Source organism: Henriciella barbarensis (assembly GCF_003576345.1).
GTDB classification, from domain to species: Bacteria; Pseudomonadota; Alphaproteobacteria; order Caulobacterales; family Hyphomonadaceae; genus Henriciella; species Henriciella barbarensis.
Genome location: NZ_QWGB01000007.1, coordinates 209,025 through 225,365, shown reverse-complemented (window position 1 = coordinate 225,365; position 16,341 = coordinate 209,025). Strand labels below are relative to the sequence as shown.

Below are 16,341 nucleotides of genomic sequence, written 5' to 3'. Positions count from 1 at the left end.
TTCTGCCACTACAGAAAAAGGGGGAAGCAGGCATGGTGTATCTGCTGGCGGGGCTCGCGCTATTCTTTGGCGCGCATATCTACTCTGCGCTGCGCACGCGAGCGCCGGAGCGCAGGATCGAAGCAAGGATAGGGGCAGGCCCGTTTAAAGGGCTCTACACGCTCGTGGCGATCGCTGGTCTTGTATTGATCGTCTGGGGATATGGGGCGATGCGTCCGGCTGCGATCATCTGGCAGCCGCCTGTCTGGACTGTTCACCTCAATATACTGATCCAGTTGATTGCAATGCCGATCCTGATCGCGGCCAATCTGCCGCCCGGATACATCAAGAAAACGCTGAAACACCCGATGCTGGTGGCGGTGAAGGTCTGGGCTATCGGGCACCTGCTCGCCAATGGAGAGCTGAACTCGATTCTGCTGTTCGGCAGTTTCCTCGCCTATGCGGTGTTTGACCGGATCATGGTGAAGAAGCGCGGCGAGACCGGCCTTCCGGCTGAAGTCAGGGTCTCGGTCATGAGTGATGTGATTGCCGTTCTGATCGGGCTCATCATCTGGGGTGCAATGATCTTCGGGTTGCATGAGATCCTGTTCGGGCAGCCGGTCATCGCAGGCCTGGGCTGAGGCTCCGTGCGAGCCTTGTGTGTTAAGCTAACCGTTTCGCGCTTGGCGCTGAGGGACGGGCTCTGTTAGGAGACGGTCGTTCAGTTCCATTGATGGAGATAGGCTGCCCGTGTCCGCACAATCCCAAGTCAGACGAAAGACCGTTCGCGATATCATCGCTGCCAAGCAAGGTGAGCCGCTTGTCTGCCTGACCGCCTATGATGCGCCGACGGCCGCGATCATGGATCCCTATTGCGACCTGCTTCTGGTGGGCGATAGCGTGGGAATGGTCGTGCACGGCCTGACGTCGACTGTCGGCGTCACGATGGAGATGATGATCCTGCATGGGCAGGCTGTGATGCGCGGTTCGGACCGGGCTTTCGTGGTCGTCGACATGCCGTTCGGTTCCTATGAGACCAGCGCGGACCAGGCCTTCCTCAACGCCTCTAGAATCATGAAGGAGACTGGCTGCCAGGCGGTGAAGATCGAGAGCGGAACCTATGCCGCCCATCAGATCGAACACCTTGTCGAGCGCGGCGTACCGGTCATGGGCCATGTCGGCCTTCGTCCTCAGGCGATCAATGTCGTTGGCGGCTTCAAGGCGCAGGGTCGCGATGAGGCAGAACGTGAGCGCGTCATGGAAGAGGCACGCGCCGCAGAAGAAGCAGGCGCGTTTGCGATCGTGATTGAAGGCGTCGCTGAAGACCTCGCCGATGAGATCACGAAGACGCTTTCAATTCCGACGATTGGTATTGGTGCCTCAGCTAGCTGCGACGGGCAGATTCTGGTAACGCAGGACATGTTGGGTATCTTCGACTGGACTCCAAAATTCGTCCGGCGGTATGGCGACCTCCAGTCCGAGATCGCCAAATCTGTCGAAGCATATGCCCGTGATGTGCGCGCGCGAACCTTTCCGGCAGAAGCAGAAACCTACAAGCTTTCAGGCAGCGGCAAGGCGAATCTGCCGAAAGGGTAGATGAAACAGTTATCGCGCGTTGCCGCAGGAAGGCACCCCGGTTAGGGTGCGCGCTGATTTGATGCCCATAATCCAGTGGAGTAGGCCAATTGGCTGATATCTTTGAGGAAGTTGAAGAAGGCCTCCGCCAGGAGAAGGCGGCGCGCCTCTGGAAGAAATACGGCGTCTTCGCCTACATCGCTGCTGGCCTGCTGATCGGCGGTGTGGCGTTGAATGAATACCTTCAAAGCCAGCGTTCGCAGAACCTCGAAGCGCAGTCTGCGTCTTTCGAACAGGCAGACCGCGCGCTTGCCGACGAGGACTACCAGGCGGCGACAACCGGCTTCGGCGATCTCGCGCAGTCCGGCGATGAGATTGCGCCCCTCGCCGCGAACTTCCTGGCGCAGGCCCGTCTTGCAGGGAATGCTGACCGCGACGCGGCCATCGCCGCGCTTGAGCTTGCGGCCAACTCTGAGACACCTATCGGCAAGATGTCCTTGATGAAGGCCGCCTATCTGAAGTCGCAGACGGCAAGCCGCGCCGAACTTGAAGCCTACCTTGGCACACTGCCTGAGGAAGAAAGCGAGTTTGGTGCGTTGGCGCTTGAGCTGATCGCGTCGAAAGCGGCGCAAGAGGGTGACACTGAGTATGCCCGCCAGGTTTTCAATGAGTTGCGCTTCCTCGCCAACGTGCCGGAAGGCGTGTCCCAGCGGGCCGTACGTGCGCTCGCGGTGCTGCCGGCGCAGCCTGTATCGAGCGAAGATAGCGAAACAGCGCAGGATACGGCGCCTGTAGAGACAGTTGAGACTGACGATATTCCGGAAGCAGGCGACGCCGCTTCCAGCGACGGAGACCAGCCAGAATGATGAATTTGACCTTTCGGGCAGCCATGCTCGGCACGCTCGCCATGAGTTTGTCAGCTTGCTCCTATCTCAGTAATTTGCGGGCGGAAGAGCAGCGCCTCACTGCTGAAGAGAAAGAGGGGCGCATCGAGATGGTGCTCGGCGACGAGTCCCTCGAGGCCGATCCGGCGCTTGCCACCCAGACAATTACCTTGCCGCAGCCGAGCGCGCTGGCAAGCTGGCCTGAAGCTGGCTCGCGCCCGGTTAAATCAGCAGGCCATGTGGCTGCCGCAGCGGATCTGGAAGTTGCCTGGTCGGTCGATGCCGGCCGGGGGACTGACCGCAATGGCGCACTCACGACACCACCCGTGGCCAGTGAGACAGCGATTTTCGTTGTTGATGCACGCCAAACTGTTCGCGCCTTCAGCCTGTCGAACGGTTCACGCCTTTGGCGCCGGGAGCTTGAGTCCGGTAATGACCGTGACAAGCGCGGCATCGGTTCGGGGCTCGCCTATTCATCGGGACGCCTGATCGTGGCGAGCGGCTTTGGTTTCGTCGCTGCCCTGGACGCTGAAACGGGCCGTGAGATCTGGCGCCGCGATATGGAAGCGCCGATGACCGGTGCGCCGACGATTGATGATGGCCGCATTTTCGTTTCGTCGAACAACAACGAACTCTTTGCGCTGGACCTTGATGATGGCCGCGTGCTCTGGTCAGATCAGGCCATCGCCGAGACGGCACGAGTGCTTGGCTCTTCGAGCCCGGCGGCTGTCGAGGACATTGTGATCGCACCTTATAGCTCTGGTGAGATCATTGCCTATCTGGCGGCGAATGGCCGCCGTCTCTGGACTGAAGCGCTGTCGCGTCCAGGCCGTTTCACCCCGATCTCCTCGATCAATGACATCGCCTCGCGCCCTGTCATCGGTAACGGTCTCGTCTTCGCAGCAAACCAGTCAGGCGTCATGGCGGCGATTGATGGACGCAGCGGCGATCGTGTCTGGGTTCAGCCAATCGGATCTACCTCAGCACCTGCACTTGTCTCTCAGTACCTCTTTGTCTCTGGCACAGATGGGCGAGTGGCCGCGATCAATGCGGGCACCGGACAGGTGTTCTGGGTAACTCAACTGCGCGAGTTTGAACGCCAGGAGAAGCAACGCGGACGTATTTCCTATGCTGGGCCGATCATCGCGTCCAACCAGGTTCTGGTTGCTTCCTCCCGCGGCACCATCATAGCGCTGTCACCGCAGACGGGCGAGCGTACCGGGTCGCTTGAACTGAAGGACCCGGTCTATCTCGAACCAATCTCGGTTGGAGACAAGGTCTTCGTCCTGACAGACGATGCGCGGCTGATCGCAATCCGCTAGGATACCGCAAGACCAGCCGGTGTCCTGAACGGTCAGGACAGGTTTCACGAAAGGACGGCGCATGCCGTTGAAAATTGCCATCGTCGGACGCCCTAATGTGGGGAAATCGACGCTGTTTAACCGGCTTGCCGGAAAACAGCTCGCGCTGGTCGACGACCAGCCGGGCGTTACGCGCGACCGCAAGGAAGCGCCGGGCAGGCTGGCGGACCTTCCGCTTATCCTGATCGATACGGCCGGCTTTGAGGACGTCACAGACGATTCCCTTGAAGCGCGTATGCGCCAGCAGACCGAGATTGCCATCCGTGAGGCAGAGCTTGCCCTCTTCCTGATCGATGCGCGCGATGGCGTGACGCCGATGGATGAGCGGTTTGCGGACCTGCTGCGCCGCGCGGACCTGCCTATCGTTCTTGCCGCCAACAAGGCAGAAGGACGACAGGGCGACGTCGGCGTTGCCGAGGCCTGGGGGCTTGGTCTTGGAGACCCTGTCGGGCTATCTGGTGCCCATGGCGAGGGTATGGGGGACCTCTACGGCGCCATTCGCACGGCTTTGGGCGAAGAAGCCTTTGAGGCGGCCTTCGCTGAAGAAGATGCCGCAGAGGGCGAAGGCTTTGATGACGAGATTCTCGACCGTATGGCCGAAATCGACATTGATGATCCGAACCTCACCGAAGATGAGCTGAACGCAGCGCTGGAAGCGGCGGGAATTGACGACGCAGCTGAGGCCGAGGCCCAACTGGCAGCGCGCGAGGAAGCGCGTAAAAGGCCTATCAAGCTGGCTATTGTCGGAAGGCCGAACGCCGGCAAGTCGACGCTGATCAATCAGATGCTGGGCGAACAACGCCTTCTGACCGGTCCGGAAGCAGGCATCACTCGCGATTCCATTTCTGTTGACTGGATGTATGAGGGCCGCAAGGTGAAGCTGGTTGATACGGCTGGCCTTCGCCGAAAGTCCAGGGTCCAGGAAAAGCTTGAGCGTATGTCGACCGGTGAAACGGTGCGTTCACTCAAATATGCCGACATCATTGCGCTGGTAATGGATGCGAATGAGGCCTTCGAAAAGCAGGATCTTCAGATCGCTGACCTGGCTGTGCGTGAAGGCCGGGGTCTTGTTTTCGTGATTTCCAAATGGGACACGGTCGACAATCACGCCCAGAAGATGCGAGAGCTATCGGAGATGGCCAAAGTGCTGTTGCCGAATGCACGTGGTGCGCCTGTGGTGACGCTGTCGGGTCTTACGGGCAAGCGGGTCGACCGGTTCATGCCGGCTGTCGCCAAGGTCCATCAGGACTGGTCCGCGCGGGTGAAGACGGGCGACCTCAACCGTTGGCTTCGCTATACGATTGAGCGCCACCCACCGCCTTCGGTGCACGGCAAGCGGATCAAGCCGCGCTACATGGCGCAAATGAAGGCACGCCCGCCGACCTTTGTGTTGATGGCATCCCGCGCCGAGCACATGCCAGAGCAGTACAAGCGCTTCCTCACCAATGGGATCCGTGAAGCCTTTGACATGCCCGGCGTGCCGATCAGGCTGTTTGTCCGTCAGAGCGCCAATCCCTATGGTGACAAATACAAGCCGCAGAACCAGAAGAAGACGAGCGGCCGCGGCAAGGGCAAAACCCGAAGCATCAATAAGCGCAGCTAGCTTTACTCAGCTTCTGAAGCTGATCCGCTGGCCGGTACGCGTTTCGCTCTCTTCAAGTAGTGGCGCGAGTTGTTCCACGACCTCTTCAGGCGCGGGAAGCGTCATCGGGTCTTCACTCGGCATCGCTTCGGCGCGCATGCCGGTTCGGGTCGCGCCGGGGTCAAATATGTTGACGCGAAGTGGCATCTTTTCGTTCTCATCAGCCCATGCGTAGGCGAGCCCTTCGAGACCCATCTTGGAAGCCTGATATGGGCCCCAGAAAGCACGTGGGCGTGGAACGACGCCCGATGATACAAAGACGGCTCGCGGCGCCGGTGCGCGTTGAAGAAGCGGGTGCATGGCGCGAATAAGGCGCCAGTTGGCCGTGAGGTTTACCTCGATGGTTTCCTCGAAGCTACGCGGGCCAACCGCTTGCAGCGGGCCGAGCGAGCCGAGAACGCCTGCATTACCGAGAAGTCCGTCTATACGTCCGAATTTGGTTGCGAGAGCCTGGCCGGCCGCTTCGAAAGCATTCTTCTCCTTCAGGTCCATCGGGATCAATGTGGCAGAGCCACCCGCTGCCTTGATCTCATCGTCCAGTTTTTCAAGCGCCAGCCTGGAGCGGGCAGCTGCAACAATGTGGTGACCGCGGCGCGCAAGCTCGAGGGCAGCGGCTTTGCCGATGCCGCGCGATGCGCCGGTGATGAATGTAATACGCTTGTCCATGCTAGGCGGGTTAGCCTGTCAGGGCGTGCCTAGTCCAGAAGCGAAAGCTGTCTGTCCTTGCCGCCTTCTTCCTGCATCTGGTCGACAAGGCGTGTTGGATAGCAGCCCGTAAAGCAATGGTCGGAGAATTGTGGCATGGACATATCCCGCTTGACGCCGATCGAGGCATAGAGGCCATCCACAGACAGAAAGCCGAGCGTCTCCACATTGAGGAAGTTTCGCATTTGCTCCAGTGAATTGTTGGAGGCCAGCAGCTCGCCCTTGGTTGGCATGTCGATGCCGTAGAAGTCCGGGTTCACAATGGGCGGGCTTGCAGAGCGCAGGTGCACTTCCTTGGCGCCGGCATCGCGCACCATCTGGACAATTTTTTTGGAGGTGTTGCCGCGAACGATGGAGTCGTCGACCAGAAGGACCCGTTTGCCCTCAAGTACCGACCTGTTGGGAGAATGCTTCTTCGAGATCGACTTCTGGCGGCCAAGCTGGGTCGGTTCGATAAAGGTCCGCCCGACATAGTGGCTTCGTATGATCCCCAGCTGGAATGGGACGCCGCTCTGTTCCGAAAAGCCGAGCGCGGCAGGGACGCCGGAATCGGGTACGGGGACGATGACGTCTACGTCAGCCGGGTTTTCGCGCGCAAGCTGGTGGCCCATGCGGCGGCGAACCTGGTAGACACTGCGGCCCTGGACCACGCTGTCCGGTCGCGCGAAGTAAACATATTCAAAGAGGCATGGGCTTTCCGGACGCTCAGGGAAAGCACGATAGCTCTCAACGCCGTCTTCGCTGATGATGACGACCTCGCCATTCTCAATCTCGCGGATGAATTCGGCGCCGATCATGTCGAGCGCGCACGTCTCTGAGGCGAGGACCCAGCCCTGGCCAATCTTGCCGAGGACGAGCGGGCGCAGCCCCACCGGGTCGCGTGCGCCGATCAGCTTCTTGTTTGTGAGACCGACAAAGGCATAGCCGCCTTCGACTGCCTGGAGTGCTTCCATCACGCGTTCGCGCATCAGGCGGCGATTGGACCGGGCGACGAGTTGAAGGACCACTTCAGTGTCCATGGTCGACTGGAAGATCGCGCCTTTATTGATGAGTTCCTTACGGAGCGCCACGGCATTGGTCAGGTTGCCATTATGAGCGAGCGCAAAGCCTGTGTTCGCAAGGTCAGCGAAAATGGGCTGGATGTTACGCATCGCAGGCTTGCCGGCGGTTGAGTAGCGATTATGGCCGATGGCGGCACTGCCGGGCAGGCGGGACGTGAGGTCACCGCCAAAATTTTCACCGACGAGGCCCATATGGCGTTCATTGTGGAACTTCTCACCGTCGTAGGTGGTGATACCACAGGCTTCCTGTCCGCGATGCTGGAGGGCATGAAGACCGAGAGCGACGAGTAGTGACGCCTCCGGATGGTTGAAGACGCCTACAATGCCACATTCCTCGCGAGGCTTGTCGTCATCATGGTCCCAGATCATCGACACCTCACGGCCTTGCTATGCCGCGCAGATATGCCGTGGACTGAGATTCGTCAAGGTTGCGCGGATGCAGGGCTGCGGGCGAGTTCTGGCGCGCTTTCGGCGACATAGTCCGCGCCGCTTTCCAGCAAGGAATAGGACTGTGCCATGCGAATCCACTCCGGGATGCGGTCCTGATCCAGCGCCATGCGCAGGAGAAATACAAAGAAAACAAGGATGACCGCGCCGCGAATAAACCCAAACGCTGCGCCCGTAATGCGGTCGAGAAGGCCGATGCCTTCCACGCCCTGAATGGAGCGCGACAGGTTCGCGCCGAACCACGCGACAATGACGTAGACCAGCAGGAAGAAAGCGAGGAACAGGATAAGGCTGGGTAGCCAGGGCGAGGTGTCCTGCGGCAGAAAACGCGTAAAGGCCGGATGGAGATACTTGTTTGCAAAGTAAGCAGCTGCCAGTGCCGCAATGAACGCTCCAAGCGTCGCAAGCTCTCTCATGAAGCCGCGCGCGAACGCCATCAACGTGGACAGGATCAAGAGAACGACCACGATCGCGTCGAAGGCTGTAATGGCGTCCATCATGGCTCTGGGTCCGGACCTATTAAATCTACCAGATCAGATAGGCGCGATAGAGGCTTCACGGTCAACCCTTCAAACGAACCGGTGCTGCCTTCTGGAACGAAAGCGTTCTTGAATCCAAGCCGCTGCGCCTCTTTCAAGCGCTGGTCCATGCGCGCGACAGGGCGGATGGCACCGGACAAGGCAACTTCACCAAAGAAAACCGATTTTTCGGGTGGCGGACGGTCTGCGAGCGAGGTGAGAAGAGCGGCTGCGGCGGCGAGGTCGCCTGCCGGTTCTGACATGCGGTAGCCGCCAGCCACTGACAGGTAGACGTCGCGACCAGCGAGGGAGACGCCGCAGCGGGCCTCAAGGACGGCGAGCACCATGGCAAGGCGGTTCGCATCCCAGCCGACAATGCTGCGCCGGGGCGTGCCATAGGCGGAGGCGGCGACCAGCGCCTGAACTTCGGCAAGGACAGGACGCGAGCCCTCCATTGCGGCGAAGACGGCGGTTCCGCCGGATGTCTCGTCTTCGTTAGACAGGAAGAGGGCGGATGGCTCCCGCGCAGGGGCGAGGCCGTACTGGTGCATTTCGAAGATCCCGATTTCATCGGTTGGGCCGAAACGGTTCTTTACGGCACGCAGAATCCGGAACTGGTGGCCCCGTTCGCCTTCAAAATAGAAGACCGTATCGACCATGTGCTCGACAACGCGAGGGCCTGCGATCTGGCCTTCCTTGGTGACGTGGCCGACCAGTATGAGTGCAGCGCCTGACTTCTTCGCCCAGCGGGTCAGCTCCTGCGCGCAGGCGCGGACCTGCGCCACAGAGCCTGGGGCGGCTTCGAGGCTGTCGGACCACATGGTCTGGATGGAGTCGATGACGACGAAATCGGGATTGGCCGATTTGAGCGACGACATGACTTTTCGAAGGTCGGTTTCGGTCGCGAGCTCTACCGGACTTTCGGCAACTTTGAGCCTTCGCGCACGGTCCTGGATCTGGGCGGCGGCCTCCTCACCGGAGACGTAAACTGTGGAGAGACCGTTTCGGGCGAGACGCGCAGCGACCTGAAGAAGGAGAGTCGACTTGCCGATGCCAGGGTCGCCGCCAATCAGAGTGGCAGAGGAAGGTACGACGCCGCCGCCAAAGACGCGGTCCAGCTCATCGACGCCGATCATGTGGCGGGTCGGTGCGTCCTCGACAGCACTTAGCGTGGTGAACTCAGCCTTCCCTGCTTTGCGCGAAGAGGATTTTGGAGCGGCCAGACCGCCGGGTGCTGCCGAAGAGGTCTCTTCTACGAGCGTGTTCCATTCCCCACAGGCATCGCAGCGCCCCGACCATTTTGGGTGGACGGCGCCGCAGGATTGGCAGGTGAAGACGGTGTTCGCTTTGGCCATGGAGGACAGACCTACCCTGTCGTTGGGCAAGGGTGAAGCAACTTTTACCAACAGGCAGCATATCGAATTACGATAAGTTAATTATCGAATATCAATAATTATGCTAAGAGTGTTTGCAGGGACAGGGTCAATAACAACAAAAGAGAAGGACCCAGAAAATGAAAACCAAGAATGTTATCACCGCAATCGCTCTCACCGTCTGTGCCGGATTTGCTGCCCCAGCTTTCGCTGGTAGCGCCAATGCTGCGAACTCCGTCGAAGCGGATATCTCAGGGCTCGACCTTTCTACGCCAGAAGGCCGCGCCAAGGCGGAAAGCCGGATCGAACGCGCCGCTGAACATGCGTGTCTTGCTCGCAGCGGGCCGCAGCCACTGTCCTATCAGCGCGCCACAGCTATCTGTGTCGATGCTGCCATCAAGGATGCAATGGGGCGCGTTTTCCCGAAGGCTGAGCGCGTCGCCGAGGCCAAGACGACATCTATAGGCTAAAGGGGTATGACCCCCTACTAATAGCACGGCCGGCCCTGACCAAGGTGCCGGCCGTCCTGTTTTGGCGCGCCCTTGTTGGACACACGCGGCTGGCAAGACGCGATGCCTCTGGCTAGAGAGACCTTGTGAAGCACATCGCGATAATCGGCGCTGGACCGGCAGGTCTCATGGCAGCGGAAGCCGCTCTCGCAGGGGGCGCGCAGGTGTCGATCTATGACGCCATGCCGAGCGTAGCGCGCAAATTTCTTATGGCAGGGAAGAGCGGGCTGAACATCTCTCATAGCGAGGACGCTTCACAGTTTCGTTCCCGATACCGCGCGCCGGACGACCGACTGGCCAGCATGATTGCGGCCTTTGGGCCACGCGAAGTCGAAGGATGGATGGCGGAGCTCGGAATAGAGAGCTTCAGGGGCAGCTCTGGCCGGGTTTTTCCGGTAATGATGAAAGCTTCTCCCTTACTTCGCGCGTGGCTTGCGCGGCTGCAAGGAGGCGGGGCAAAGTTTCATGTGCGTCATCGCTGGCAGGGATGGGATAATGGCGGGTCGCTCGTCTTCGCGGCTCCGAGCGGAGAGGTGAAATTCGACGCAGAGGCGGTGATCCTGGCGCTTGGCGGCGCAAGCTGGTCGCGACTTGGGTCGGACGGGGCGTGGGCGAAACTGCTGGTGGCCAGAGGTATCGAGTTTGAGCCATTCCAGCCCTCCAATTGCGGCTTCGAGATAAGCTGGTCAGGGCTTTTGCTGGATGGGTTCGAAGGTGCGCCGCTCAAGGGAGTGAGACTGTCGGCCGGCGACCAGTCTGCGCACGGCGACGTTATCATCACCAAGAGAGGGATCGAGAGCGGGGCGATCTATCCGCTGTCGCCGAACCTCCTCGGTCAGATTGGTGCCGAGAGGGCGGCAACACTTGAAGTCGATCTGCTGCCGGATGTCGATATGGATACGCTTACGAAACGGCTGGCTGCTGCGAACCCGAAAGACTCGAGCTCGAACCGACTACGCAAGGCGGCGCGTCTTGATCGCACGAAAATTGCGCTCGTCAACGAAATTGCGCGGGGCGCGCTGCCAGCCGGCGCGGGTGACATTGCGAGGTTCCTGAAGTCGTTGCCAATTCGTGTGGATGGACCGGTTCCGATGGATGAGGCCATTTCGACCGCGGGTGGCGTGTCGTGGAACGCGCTTGACGATCAATTGATGCTGAAGGCGCTGCCTGGGGTCTATTGTGCCGGAGAGATGGTTGCCTGGGACGCACCAACCGGGGGGTATCTGCTGACGGCCTGCCTTGCGATGGGCCGAGCGGCGGGCAGGGCCGCTGCCCGCCGTTAGAGCGCAGGCTGGATAGGGCCGTCTGCACGTCCATGGACGAACTGGTCGACATGATCATTGCCGGACCGGTCAATCTCGCTGGCGGGGCCGCGCCAGATGATCTTCCCCTCGAACAGCATGGCGATCTCGTCGGCAACCTTGCGGGCAGAAGCCATGTCATGGGTAATCGTAACAGCGGCAGCGCCCAGCGCTTTGACCTGCTCGATGATGAGATCATTGATCGCATCAGCCGTGATCGGGTCGAGGCCAGTGGTCGGCTCATCGAAGAAAATGAGATCCGGTTTCGTTATAATGGCGCGGGCGAGGGCGACGCGCTTCTGCATGCCGCCGGAAATTTCGGCCGGTCTTAGGTCTGCCACCGAGGCGCCGAGACGCACTTTTTTCAGGGTCTCGATCGCTTCTTCCCTAGCGTCGGACCGCTTCAACTTGTCGGCATTGAGAAGGCGAAAGGCAACATTCTCCCAGACCGTGAGGGAGTCGAACAGGGCGCCGGACTGGAACAACATGCCGACGCGCGCCCGCATCGCTTCGCGGGCTTTTCCCTGATCCTTGGTCACGTCTTTGCCGTCGAACAGGATCTTGCCAGCGTCCGGCGTCATCAGGCCAAGAGCATTCTTGAGCATGACCGATTTGCCGGAGCCGGACCCGCCCAGCACGACGAGAGAGCGGCCGGGCGCGACATCAATATCTACGCCGCGCAGGACATGGTTGGAGCCGAAGCTTTTCTCGACGCCTTTGAGTTCAAGGATAGGCTGCGTCATCAGATGCCGATCTGCACGAAGAAGGTGGAGAGGATATAGTTGGCAGCAAGCACCAGCACCGCAGCGCCGACCATGGAGAGCGTAGCCGCACGCCCCACGCCTGTCGCACCAGCCGACGACTTCGAGCCTTGATAGCAACCCATCAGCGCGATCACCATGCCGAAGATGACAGCCTTGATCAGGCCGACGATGACATCTTCCATGGTGAGGAAGTCGATTGTATTGCGCAGATAGGTCGTGGAATCGAAGTCGAGCGCATAAACGCTGACCAGCCAGCCGCCCATAACGCCGATTATGTCGGCGATCAGCACCAGAATCGGCAAGGTGAGTGCGGCGGCGAGAAAACGCGGTGCATATAGATAGCGGAACGGGTTGGCAGAAAGCGTTTTAAGCGCATCAATCTGCTCGGTCACTTTCATGGCGCCGATCTCTGCGGCGATACCAGCGGTCACACGGCCAGCCAGCATCAGGCCAGTAATGGTCGCGCCAAGCTCCCGCGTTATGCCTAGGACCACGATGTTCGGTACGAACTGTTCAGCGCCGAAGCGATTGCCGCCAGTATAGATGTTGAGGGCGAGGGCTGCGCCGATAAAGACAGCTGACAGGCCGACGACCGGCAGGGAATAGAAGCCAATCGCAATTATCTGCTTCCACAGCTGTGTTAGGTTCCAGGGTGGAAGCAGGGCAGACAGGGCCGTGCGCCCGGAGAAAAGCGACAGGCGCCCAATCTCTGCGAAAAGCGCAAGCGCACCGCGCCCTATCCAGGCGAGCGGATTGGGAAAACCGCCGGATTTAGTCGTAGATGCGTCTGACACGATGGCCCAGTCCTGTTACAAGTTCATAGCCGACTGTGCCGGCGCGTCTGGCCTGCTCTTCGAGCAGGATTTCCGCTCCGATGAATTGGGCGAATGCTCCGGGCATTGCAAGGTCCGCTGCCTGTGTGACGTCGATCGTGATGAGATCCATTGAGACCCGGCCGACGATCGGGCATACTATACCGCCCAGTGAAGCGATGCCTTTGTTGCCAGCCGCGCGCAGAAATCCGTCGCCGTAGCCCAGCGCGACCGTGGCCAAGGTGCGCGGTGTATCAAAGGTGTATGTCGCGCCATAGCCGACCGTTTCACCGGGCTGGACGGACTGAACCGTCAGGATCGGGGCTTCCAGCGTCATGCCAGGCTTCAATTCTATGCCATCAGGAAGCGGTGGCCCGCCGCCATAAAGACCGATCCCCGGGCGCACGATATCAAACCCGTAATCCTGCCCCATGAAACATCCGCCTGTATTAGCGAAGCTCGTGTGAGCGTGAGGGAAGTGCGATGCGGCGTCCTTGAAGCGCGCGAGTTGTTCGGCGTTGATTGCGCGCGATCGGTCATCAGAATCGACCAGATGCGACATGACGTGAACTGGCGGCCCGCTGGCCGTAAGGTCTTCAAGCTCCGGTACGTCTTCCATCCGAACGCCAAGCCGGTTCATGCCTGTGTCGACGTGAACCGCATAGGAAGGCGTATCGGAGAGCTTAAGCCATTCTCTGATGGCGGGCAGGGCGTTCAGAACGGGTGTGATCTGGTGTGTGCGGATGAGGTCTGCATCACCGGGCTCTGCACCATTGAATGCAAGAATGGTCGCTTCAGCGCCTATGGCGTTGCGGAGTTCCACGCCTTCGTCGACATAAGCGACGAAGAAAGTTTTGCATCCAGCCGCGTGCAGGGCGCGTGCAACCGGGGCGACACCGTGGCCATAGGCATTCGCTTTGACGACGGCGCCAGCTTCACTCTGAGAGACAAGAGAAGCGATCGTGCGCCAGTTGGCGACGATGTTCTGAAGATGCACGCGGGCGCGGGGACTAAAACTCATTGATGCGGCATAGTCCGCCGCGCCGCCATGCGGCAACCCATTCTAGCCGAAGTCCGGTTCCGGCTGCTGACGTTTGAGATTGCCGAAGCGGGTCGTGTTCGCGTCGAAGGCGAGTGTAACACGACCAATCGGGCCGTGACGCTGTTTGCCGATGATGACCTCAGCGGTGCCGAGAACCTCATCCATGCGCTGTCGCCAGCTGGTCCATTTCTCCGCAGATGCCGGATCTTCGCCACCGGACTGGGGTTCGGTCCGCTCCAGGTAATAGGACTCGCGATAGACGAACATGACGACGTCTGCATCCTGCTCAATCGAACCAGATTCCCGAAGGTCGGAGAGTTGCGGACGTTTGTCCTCGCGCTGCTCGACCTGACGCGAGAGCTGGGAGAGGGCGATGACAGGCACGTTCAGCTCCTTGGCGAGCGCCTTGAGGCCCATCGTGATCTGCGTGATCTCCTGAACTCGGGAGTCGCTGGCCTTGCCGGTCGTCGAGGTCAGAAGCTGAAGATAGTCGATCACGACCATGTCGAGGCCGCTGGTGCGTTTCAGGCGCCGGGCGCGCGCGGCGAGCTGGCTGATAGAGATGCCGCCCTGGTCATCGATATATAGCGGCAGGTTCTGAAGCTCTTCGGTGGCCTGGCGGATCTTTTCGAAGTCGCTGGCATCAAGGTCGCCCTGACGGATGTGGTGGGCGTTGAGGCCGGTTCGGTCTGCGATAATACGGGTGGCGAGCTGCTCACACGACATTTCGAGAGAAAAGAAAGCAACAACAGCGCCTTCGACGGTTTTCTTTGACCCGTCAGGCTGGGCTTCGCGCCGGCAGGCCTGCGCCGCATTGAAGGCGATATTGGTCGCGAGCGTCGTCTTGCCCATGGAGGGGCGCCCTGCAAGGATGACGAGGTCAGACTTGTGGAAGCCGCCAAGCATCGTGTCGAGATCGTCGAGCTGGGAAGCGACGCCGGCAATCTTTCCATCCCGTTTGAAGGCCGCCTCTGCCATGGCAAGCGACTCTTTGAGGGCAGTCGAGAATGAATGGAAGCCGCGCCCGGAAGAGCCCCGGTCGGCCAGATCGAAGAGTTGGCGTTCGGCGAGCTCAAGCTGCTTGTCGCCGTCTTCTTCTGGCTCCGGCTTGAAAGCACGGTGCTGGACCGTCGCGCCGATGTCGATCAGGTCGCGTCGCATGGCGAAGTCTCGGATCATGCGTGCATAATCGGTGATTTCCGGACCGAAGGCGGCCGAATCAAGCAGCTCTGCCAGATAGGAGGCGCCGCCGATTTCCTGAAGCTTGTCGGCTTTTTCGAAATGTTCGCGAAGCGTGATGCCATCGGCGACACGGCCGCCCTGGATCATGGTCGAACAGACTTCGAAGATCTCCTGATGAGGGATGGAATAGAAGTCAGTGGCGCGCAGAATGTCCGCGACACGCTGGAACGCATTATTGTCATATAGGATCGCCCCAAGCACGCCGGCCTCGGCGGACAGATTGTGCGGTGCCTCGACCGACTTGGGCGTGTTGGACATATCGTTCATGCGCGTGTCCCCGAAAAGGTGCTTACCGATGGGTTAACTTTACGCCTGAGCAGGGAAAGATTGCAGACTTGACTTGCATAGAAACTGACATCGTCCACAGCTCAGATGAGGCTTGTGGAATACCCCGATTCGAAGACGCGTGATTCGCGGTTTGGTCAGGTGCGCCAACCTGCAGACCGACAGTCTCCAGAAACAAAGAAAAAGGCCGCACCCGGCGGGCGCGGCCTTGATCAAAGTCTGGCGTAAGACGCCCGGAAGCCTATTCCTCTTCAGGGGCTTCGCGGGTTGCTTCCTCGCGCTCCGCGCTGGCTTCAGCCAGTTCAGCAGATTGCTCGGCTGCGGCGCCTTGCTGTTCAGCGTGGATCGTCTCGATGACGTTCTCGCCTGCTGCCTGACGCTCAGCTTCTTCCATTGAGCGGGCGACGTTCACCGTGACGTCTACGAGGACTTCCGCGTGTAGCCGGATGCCGAGCTCATAGATGCCGATGGTCTTGATCGGCTGGTCGAGCTTGATCTGACCGCGGCGGACCTTGAAGTCTTTCTCAGCCAGCGCATCGACGATGTCGCGGGTCGAGACCGAACCGTAGAGATTGCCGGTGTCGGAAGACTGGCGGATCAGCACGATTTCTGCGCCGTCGAGGCTGTTGCCGGTCGACTGAGCTTCTTCGCGTGCGTCTGCGTTGCGCTTTTCGATAAGGTCACGCTCTGCAGCGAAGCGGGCGCGGTTGCGATCGTTAGCGATCAGCGCCTTGCCGCGTGGCAGCAGGAAGTTACGGGCGAAGCCGTTCTTCACAGTGACTTCTTCGCCAAGCTCGCCAAGGTTTTCGACGCGTTCAAGAAGGATAATGTCCATGTGCTG

Annotated in this window: 16 protein-coding genes; 7 read left to right on the top strand and 9 right to left on the bottom strand. The window is 60.0% G+C overall.

Annotated features, from left to right (window positions below; translation table 11 throughout):
* Positions 1–32 precede the first annotated feature (32 nt).
* The 5 genes from D1224_RS12015 (at position 33) to der (ending at position 5,402) form a co-directional block, all read left to right on the top strand.
* A complete protein-coding gene (locus tag D1224_RS12015; RefSeq protein ID WP_119380277.1) occupies positions 33–620 on the top strand; it encodes an NnrU family protein in 588 nt (195 codons plus the stop codon).
* A 109-nt stretch (positions 621–729) separates the two neighbouring features.
* Positions 730–1,575 carry a 3-methyl-2-oxobutanoate hydroxymethyltransferase gene (panB, locus tag D1224_RS12010; protein ID WP_119380193.1) on the top strand — a complete coding sequence of 282 codons (846 nt, stop codon included), beginning with the start codon at positions 730–732 and terminating at the stop codon, positions 1,573–1,575.
* A gap of 89 nt (positions 1,576–1,664) precedes the next feature.
* Positions 1,665–2,420: a tetratricopeptide repeat protein gene (locus D1224_RS12005; RefSeq protein ID WP_119380192.1), complete on the top strand. Its 756-nt coding sequence runs from the start codon at positions 1,665–1,667 to the stop codon at positions 2,418–2,420.
* Positions 2,417–3,760 (top strand): outer membrane protein assembly factor BamB family protein, encoded by a 1,344-nt coding sequence (locus D1224_RS12000; RefSeq protein ID WP_119380191.1) that lies wholly within the window; start codon positions 2,417–2,419, stop codon positions 3,758–3,760. Before D1224_RS12005 ends, D1224_RS12000 begins: the two co-directional genes overlap by 4 nt.
* A 61-nt stretch (positions 3,761–3,821) precedes the next feature.
* Entirely contained in the window at positions 3,822–5,402 is a 1,581-nt protein-coding gene (gene der / locus D1224_RS11995) for a ribosome biogenesis GTPase Der (RefSeq protein WP_119380190.1), read from the top strand.
* A 6-nt stretch (positions 5,403–5,408) separates the two neighbouring features.
* Here der and D1224_RS11990 read toward each other — a convergent pair whose 3' ends face one another.
* Genes D1224_RS11990 through radA form a run of 4 tightly spaced genes read right to left on the bottom strand, consistent with a single transcriptional unit; the run spans position 5,409 to position 9,527 of the window.
* The gene (locus D1224_RS11990; protein WP_119380189.1) at positions 5,409–6,107 is read right to left on the bottom strand and encodes an SDR family NAD(P)-dependent oxidoreductase; all 699 of its coding nucleotides are present in this window, start codon (positions 6,105–6,107) and stop codon (positions 5,409–5,411) included.
* Positions 6,108–6,136: 29 nt separating this feature from the next.
* Positions 6,137–7,576, bottom strand: coding sequence for an amidophosphoribosyltransferase (gene purF, locus D1224_RS11985; protein ID WP_119380188.1), 1,440 nt, complete (start codon positions 7,574–7,576; stop codon positions 6,137–6,139).
* Positions 7,577–7,629: 53 nt separating this feature from the next.
* The gene (locus tag D1224_RS11980; protein WP_233350530.1) at positions 7,630–8,154 is read right to left on the bottom strand and encodes a CvpA family protein; all 525 of its coding nucleotides are present in this window, start codon (positions 8,152–8,154) and stop codon (positions 7,630–7,632) included.
* Positions 8,151–9,527: a DNA repair protein RadA gene (gene radA / locus D1224_RS11975; protein WP_119380187.1), complete on the bottom strand. Its 1,377-nt coding sequence runs from the start codon at positions 9,525–9,527 to the stop codon at positions 8,151–8,153. Before radA ends, D1224_RS11980 begins: the two co-directional genes overlap by 4 nt.
* Before the next feature lie 158 nt (positions 9,528–9,685).
* On the opposite strand from radA, the gene D1224_RS11970 reads away from it, so the two are divergent.
* A complete protein-coding gene (locus D1224_RS11970; protein WP_119380186.1) occupies positions 9,686–10,015 on the top strand; it encodes a UrcA family protein in 330 nt (109 codons plus the stop codon).
* 125 nt (positions 10,016–10,140) lie between these two features.
* Positions 10,141–11,337 carry a TIGR03862 family flavoprotein gene (locus D1224_RS11965; RefSeq protein ID WP_119380185.1) on the top strand — a complete coding sequence of 399 codons (1,197 nt, stop codon included), beginning with the start codon at positions 10,141–10,143 and terminating at the stop codon, positions 11,335–11,337.
* Here the strand turns inward: D1224_RS11965 and D1224_RS11960 are convergent.
* The 5 genes from D1224_RS11960 to rplI form a co-directional block, all read right to left on the bottom strand.
* Positions 11,334–12,098: an ABC transporter ATP-binding protein gene (locus D1224_RS11960; RefSeq protein ID WP_119380184.1), complete on the bottom strand. Its 765-nt coding sequence runs from the start codon at positions 12,096–12,098 to the stop codon at positions 11,334–11,336. The genes D1224_RS11965 and D1224_RS11960 overlap by 4 nt on opposite strands.
* On the bottom strand, positions 12,098–12,913 hold the full coding sequence (locus D1224_RS11955) for an MlaE family ABC transporter permease (RefSeq protein ID WP_119380183.1): 816 nt from the start codon (positions 12,911–12,913) through the stop codon (positions 12,098–12,100). The genes D1224_RS11960 and D1224_RS11955 overlap by 1 nt, the downstream gene beginning before the upstream one ends.
* Positions 12,891–13,952 (bottom strand): alanine racemase, encoded by a 1,062-nt coding sequence (gene alr, locus D1224_RS11950; protein WP_147372383.1) that lies wholly within the window; start codon positions 13,950–13,952, stop codon positions 12,891–12,893. Before alr ends, D1224_RS11955 begins: the two co-directional genes overlap by 23 nt.
* A 42-nt stretch (positions 13,953–13,994) precedes the next feature.
* Positions 13,995–15,482, bottom strand: a complete 1,488-nt coding sequence (locus D1224_RS11945; RefSeq protein ID WP_119380181.1) for a replicative DNA helicase — start codon at positions 15,480–15,482, stop codon at positions 13,995–13,997.
* A 259-nt stretch (positions 15,483–15,741) separates the two neighbouring features.
* The gene (rplI, locus tag D1224_RS11940; RefSeq protein WP_119380180.1) at positions 15,742–16,335 is read right to left on the bottom strand and encodes a 50S ribosomal protein L9; all 594 of its coding nucleotides are present in this window, start codon (positions 16,333–16,335) and stop codon (positions 15,742–15,744) included.
* Between the last annotated feature and the right edge of the window lie 6 nt (positions 16,336–16,341).

Coding starts and splice junctions, on each gene's coding strand:
- D1224_RS12015 (WP_119380277.1), top strand. CDS start 33: ATGGTGTATCTGCTGGCGGGGCTCGCGCTATTCTTTGGCGCGCATATC.
- D1224_RS12000 (WP_119380191.1), top strand. CDS start 2,417: ATGATGAATTTGACCTTTCGGGCAGCCATGCTCGGCACGCTCGCCATG.
- der (WP_119380190.1), top strand. CDS start 3,822: ATGCCGTTGAAAATTGCCATCGTCGGACGCCCTAATGTGGGGAAATCG.
- D1224_RS11990 (WP_119380189.1), bottom strand. CDS start 6,107: ATGGACAAGCGTATTACATTCATCACCGGCGCATCGCGCGGCATCGGC.
- purF (WP_119380188.1), bottom strand. CDS start 7,576: ATGATCTGGGACCATGATGACGACAAGCCTCGCGAGGAATGTGGCATT.
- D1224_RS11980 (WP_233350530.1), bottom strand. CDS start 8,154: ATGATGGACGCCATTACAGCCTTCGACGCGATCGTGGTCGTTCTCTTG.
- radA (WP_119380187.1), bottom strand. CDS start 9,527: ATGGCCAAAGCGAACACCGTCTTCACCTGCCAATCCTGCGGCGCCGTC.
- D1224_RS11970 (WP_119380186.1), top strand. CDS start 9,686: ATGAAAACCAAGAATGTTATCACCGCAATCGCTCTCACCGTCTGTGCC.
- D1224_RS11960 (WP_119380184.1), bottom strand. CDS start 12,098: ATGACGCAGCCTATCCTTGAACTCAAAGGCGTCGAGAAAAGCTTCGGC.
- alr (WP_147372383.1), bottom strand. CDS start 13,952: ATGAGTTTTAGTCCCCGCGCCCGCGTGCATCTTCAGAACATCGTCGCC.
- D1224_RS11945 (WP_119380181.1), bottom strand. CDS start 15,482: ATGAACGATATGTCCAACACGCCCAAGTCGGTCGAGGCACCGCACAAT.
- rplI (WP_119380180.1), bottom strand. CDS start 16,335: ATGGACATTATCCTTCTTGAACGCGTCGAAAACCTTGGCGAGCTTGGC.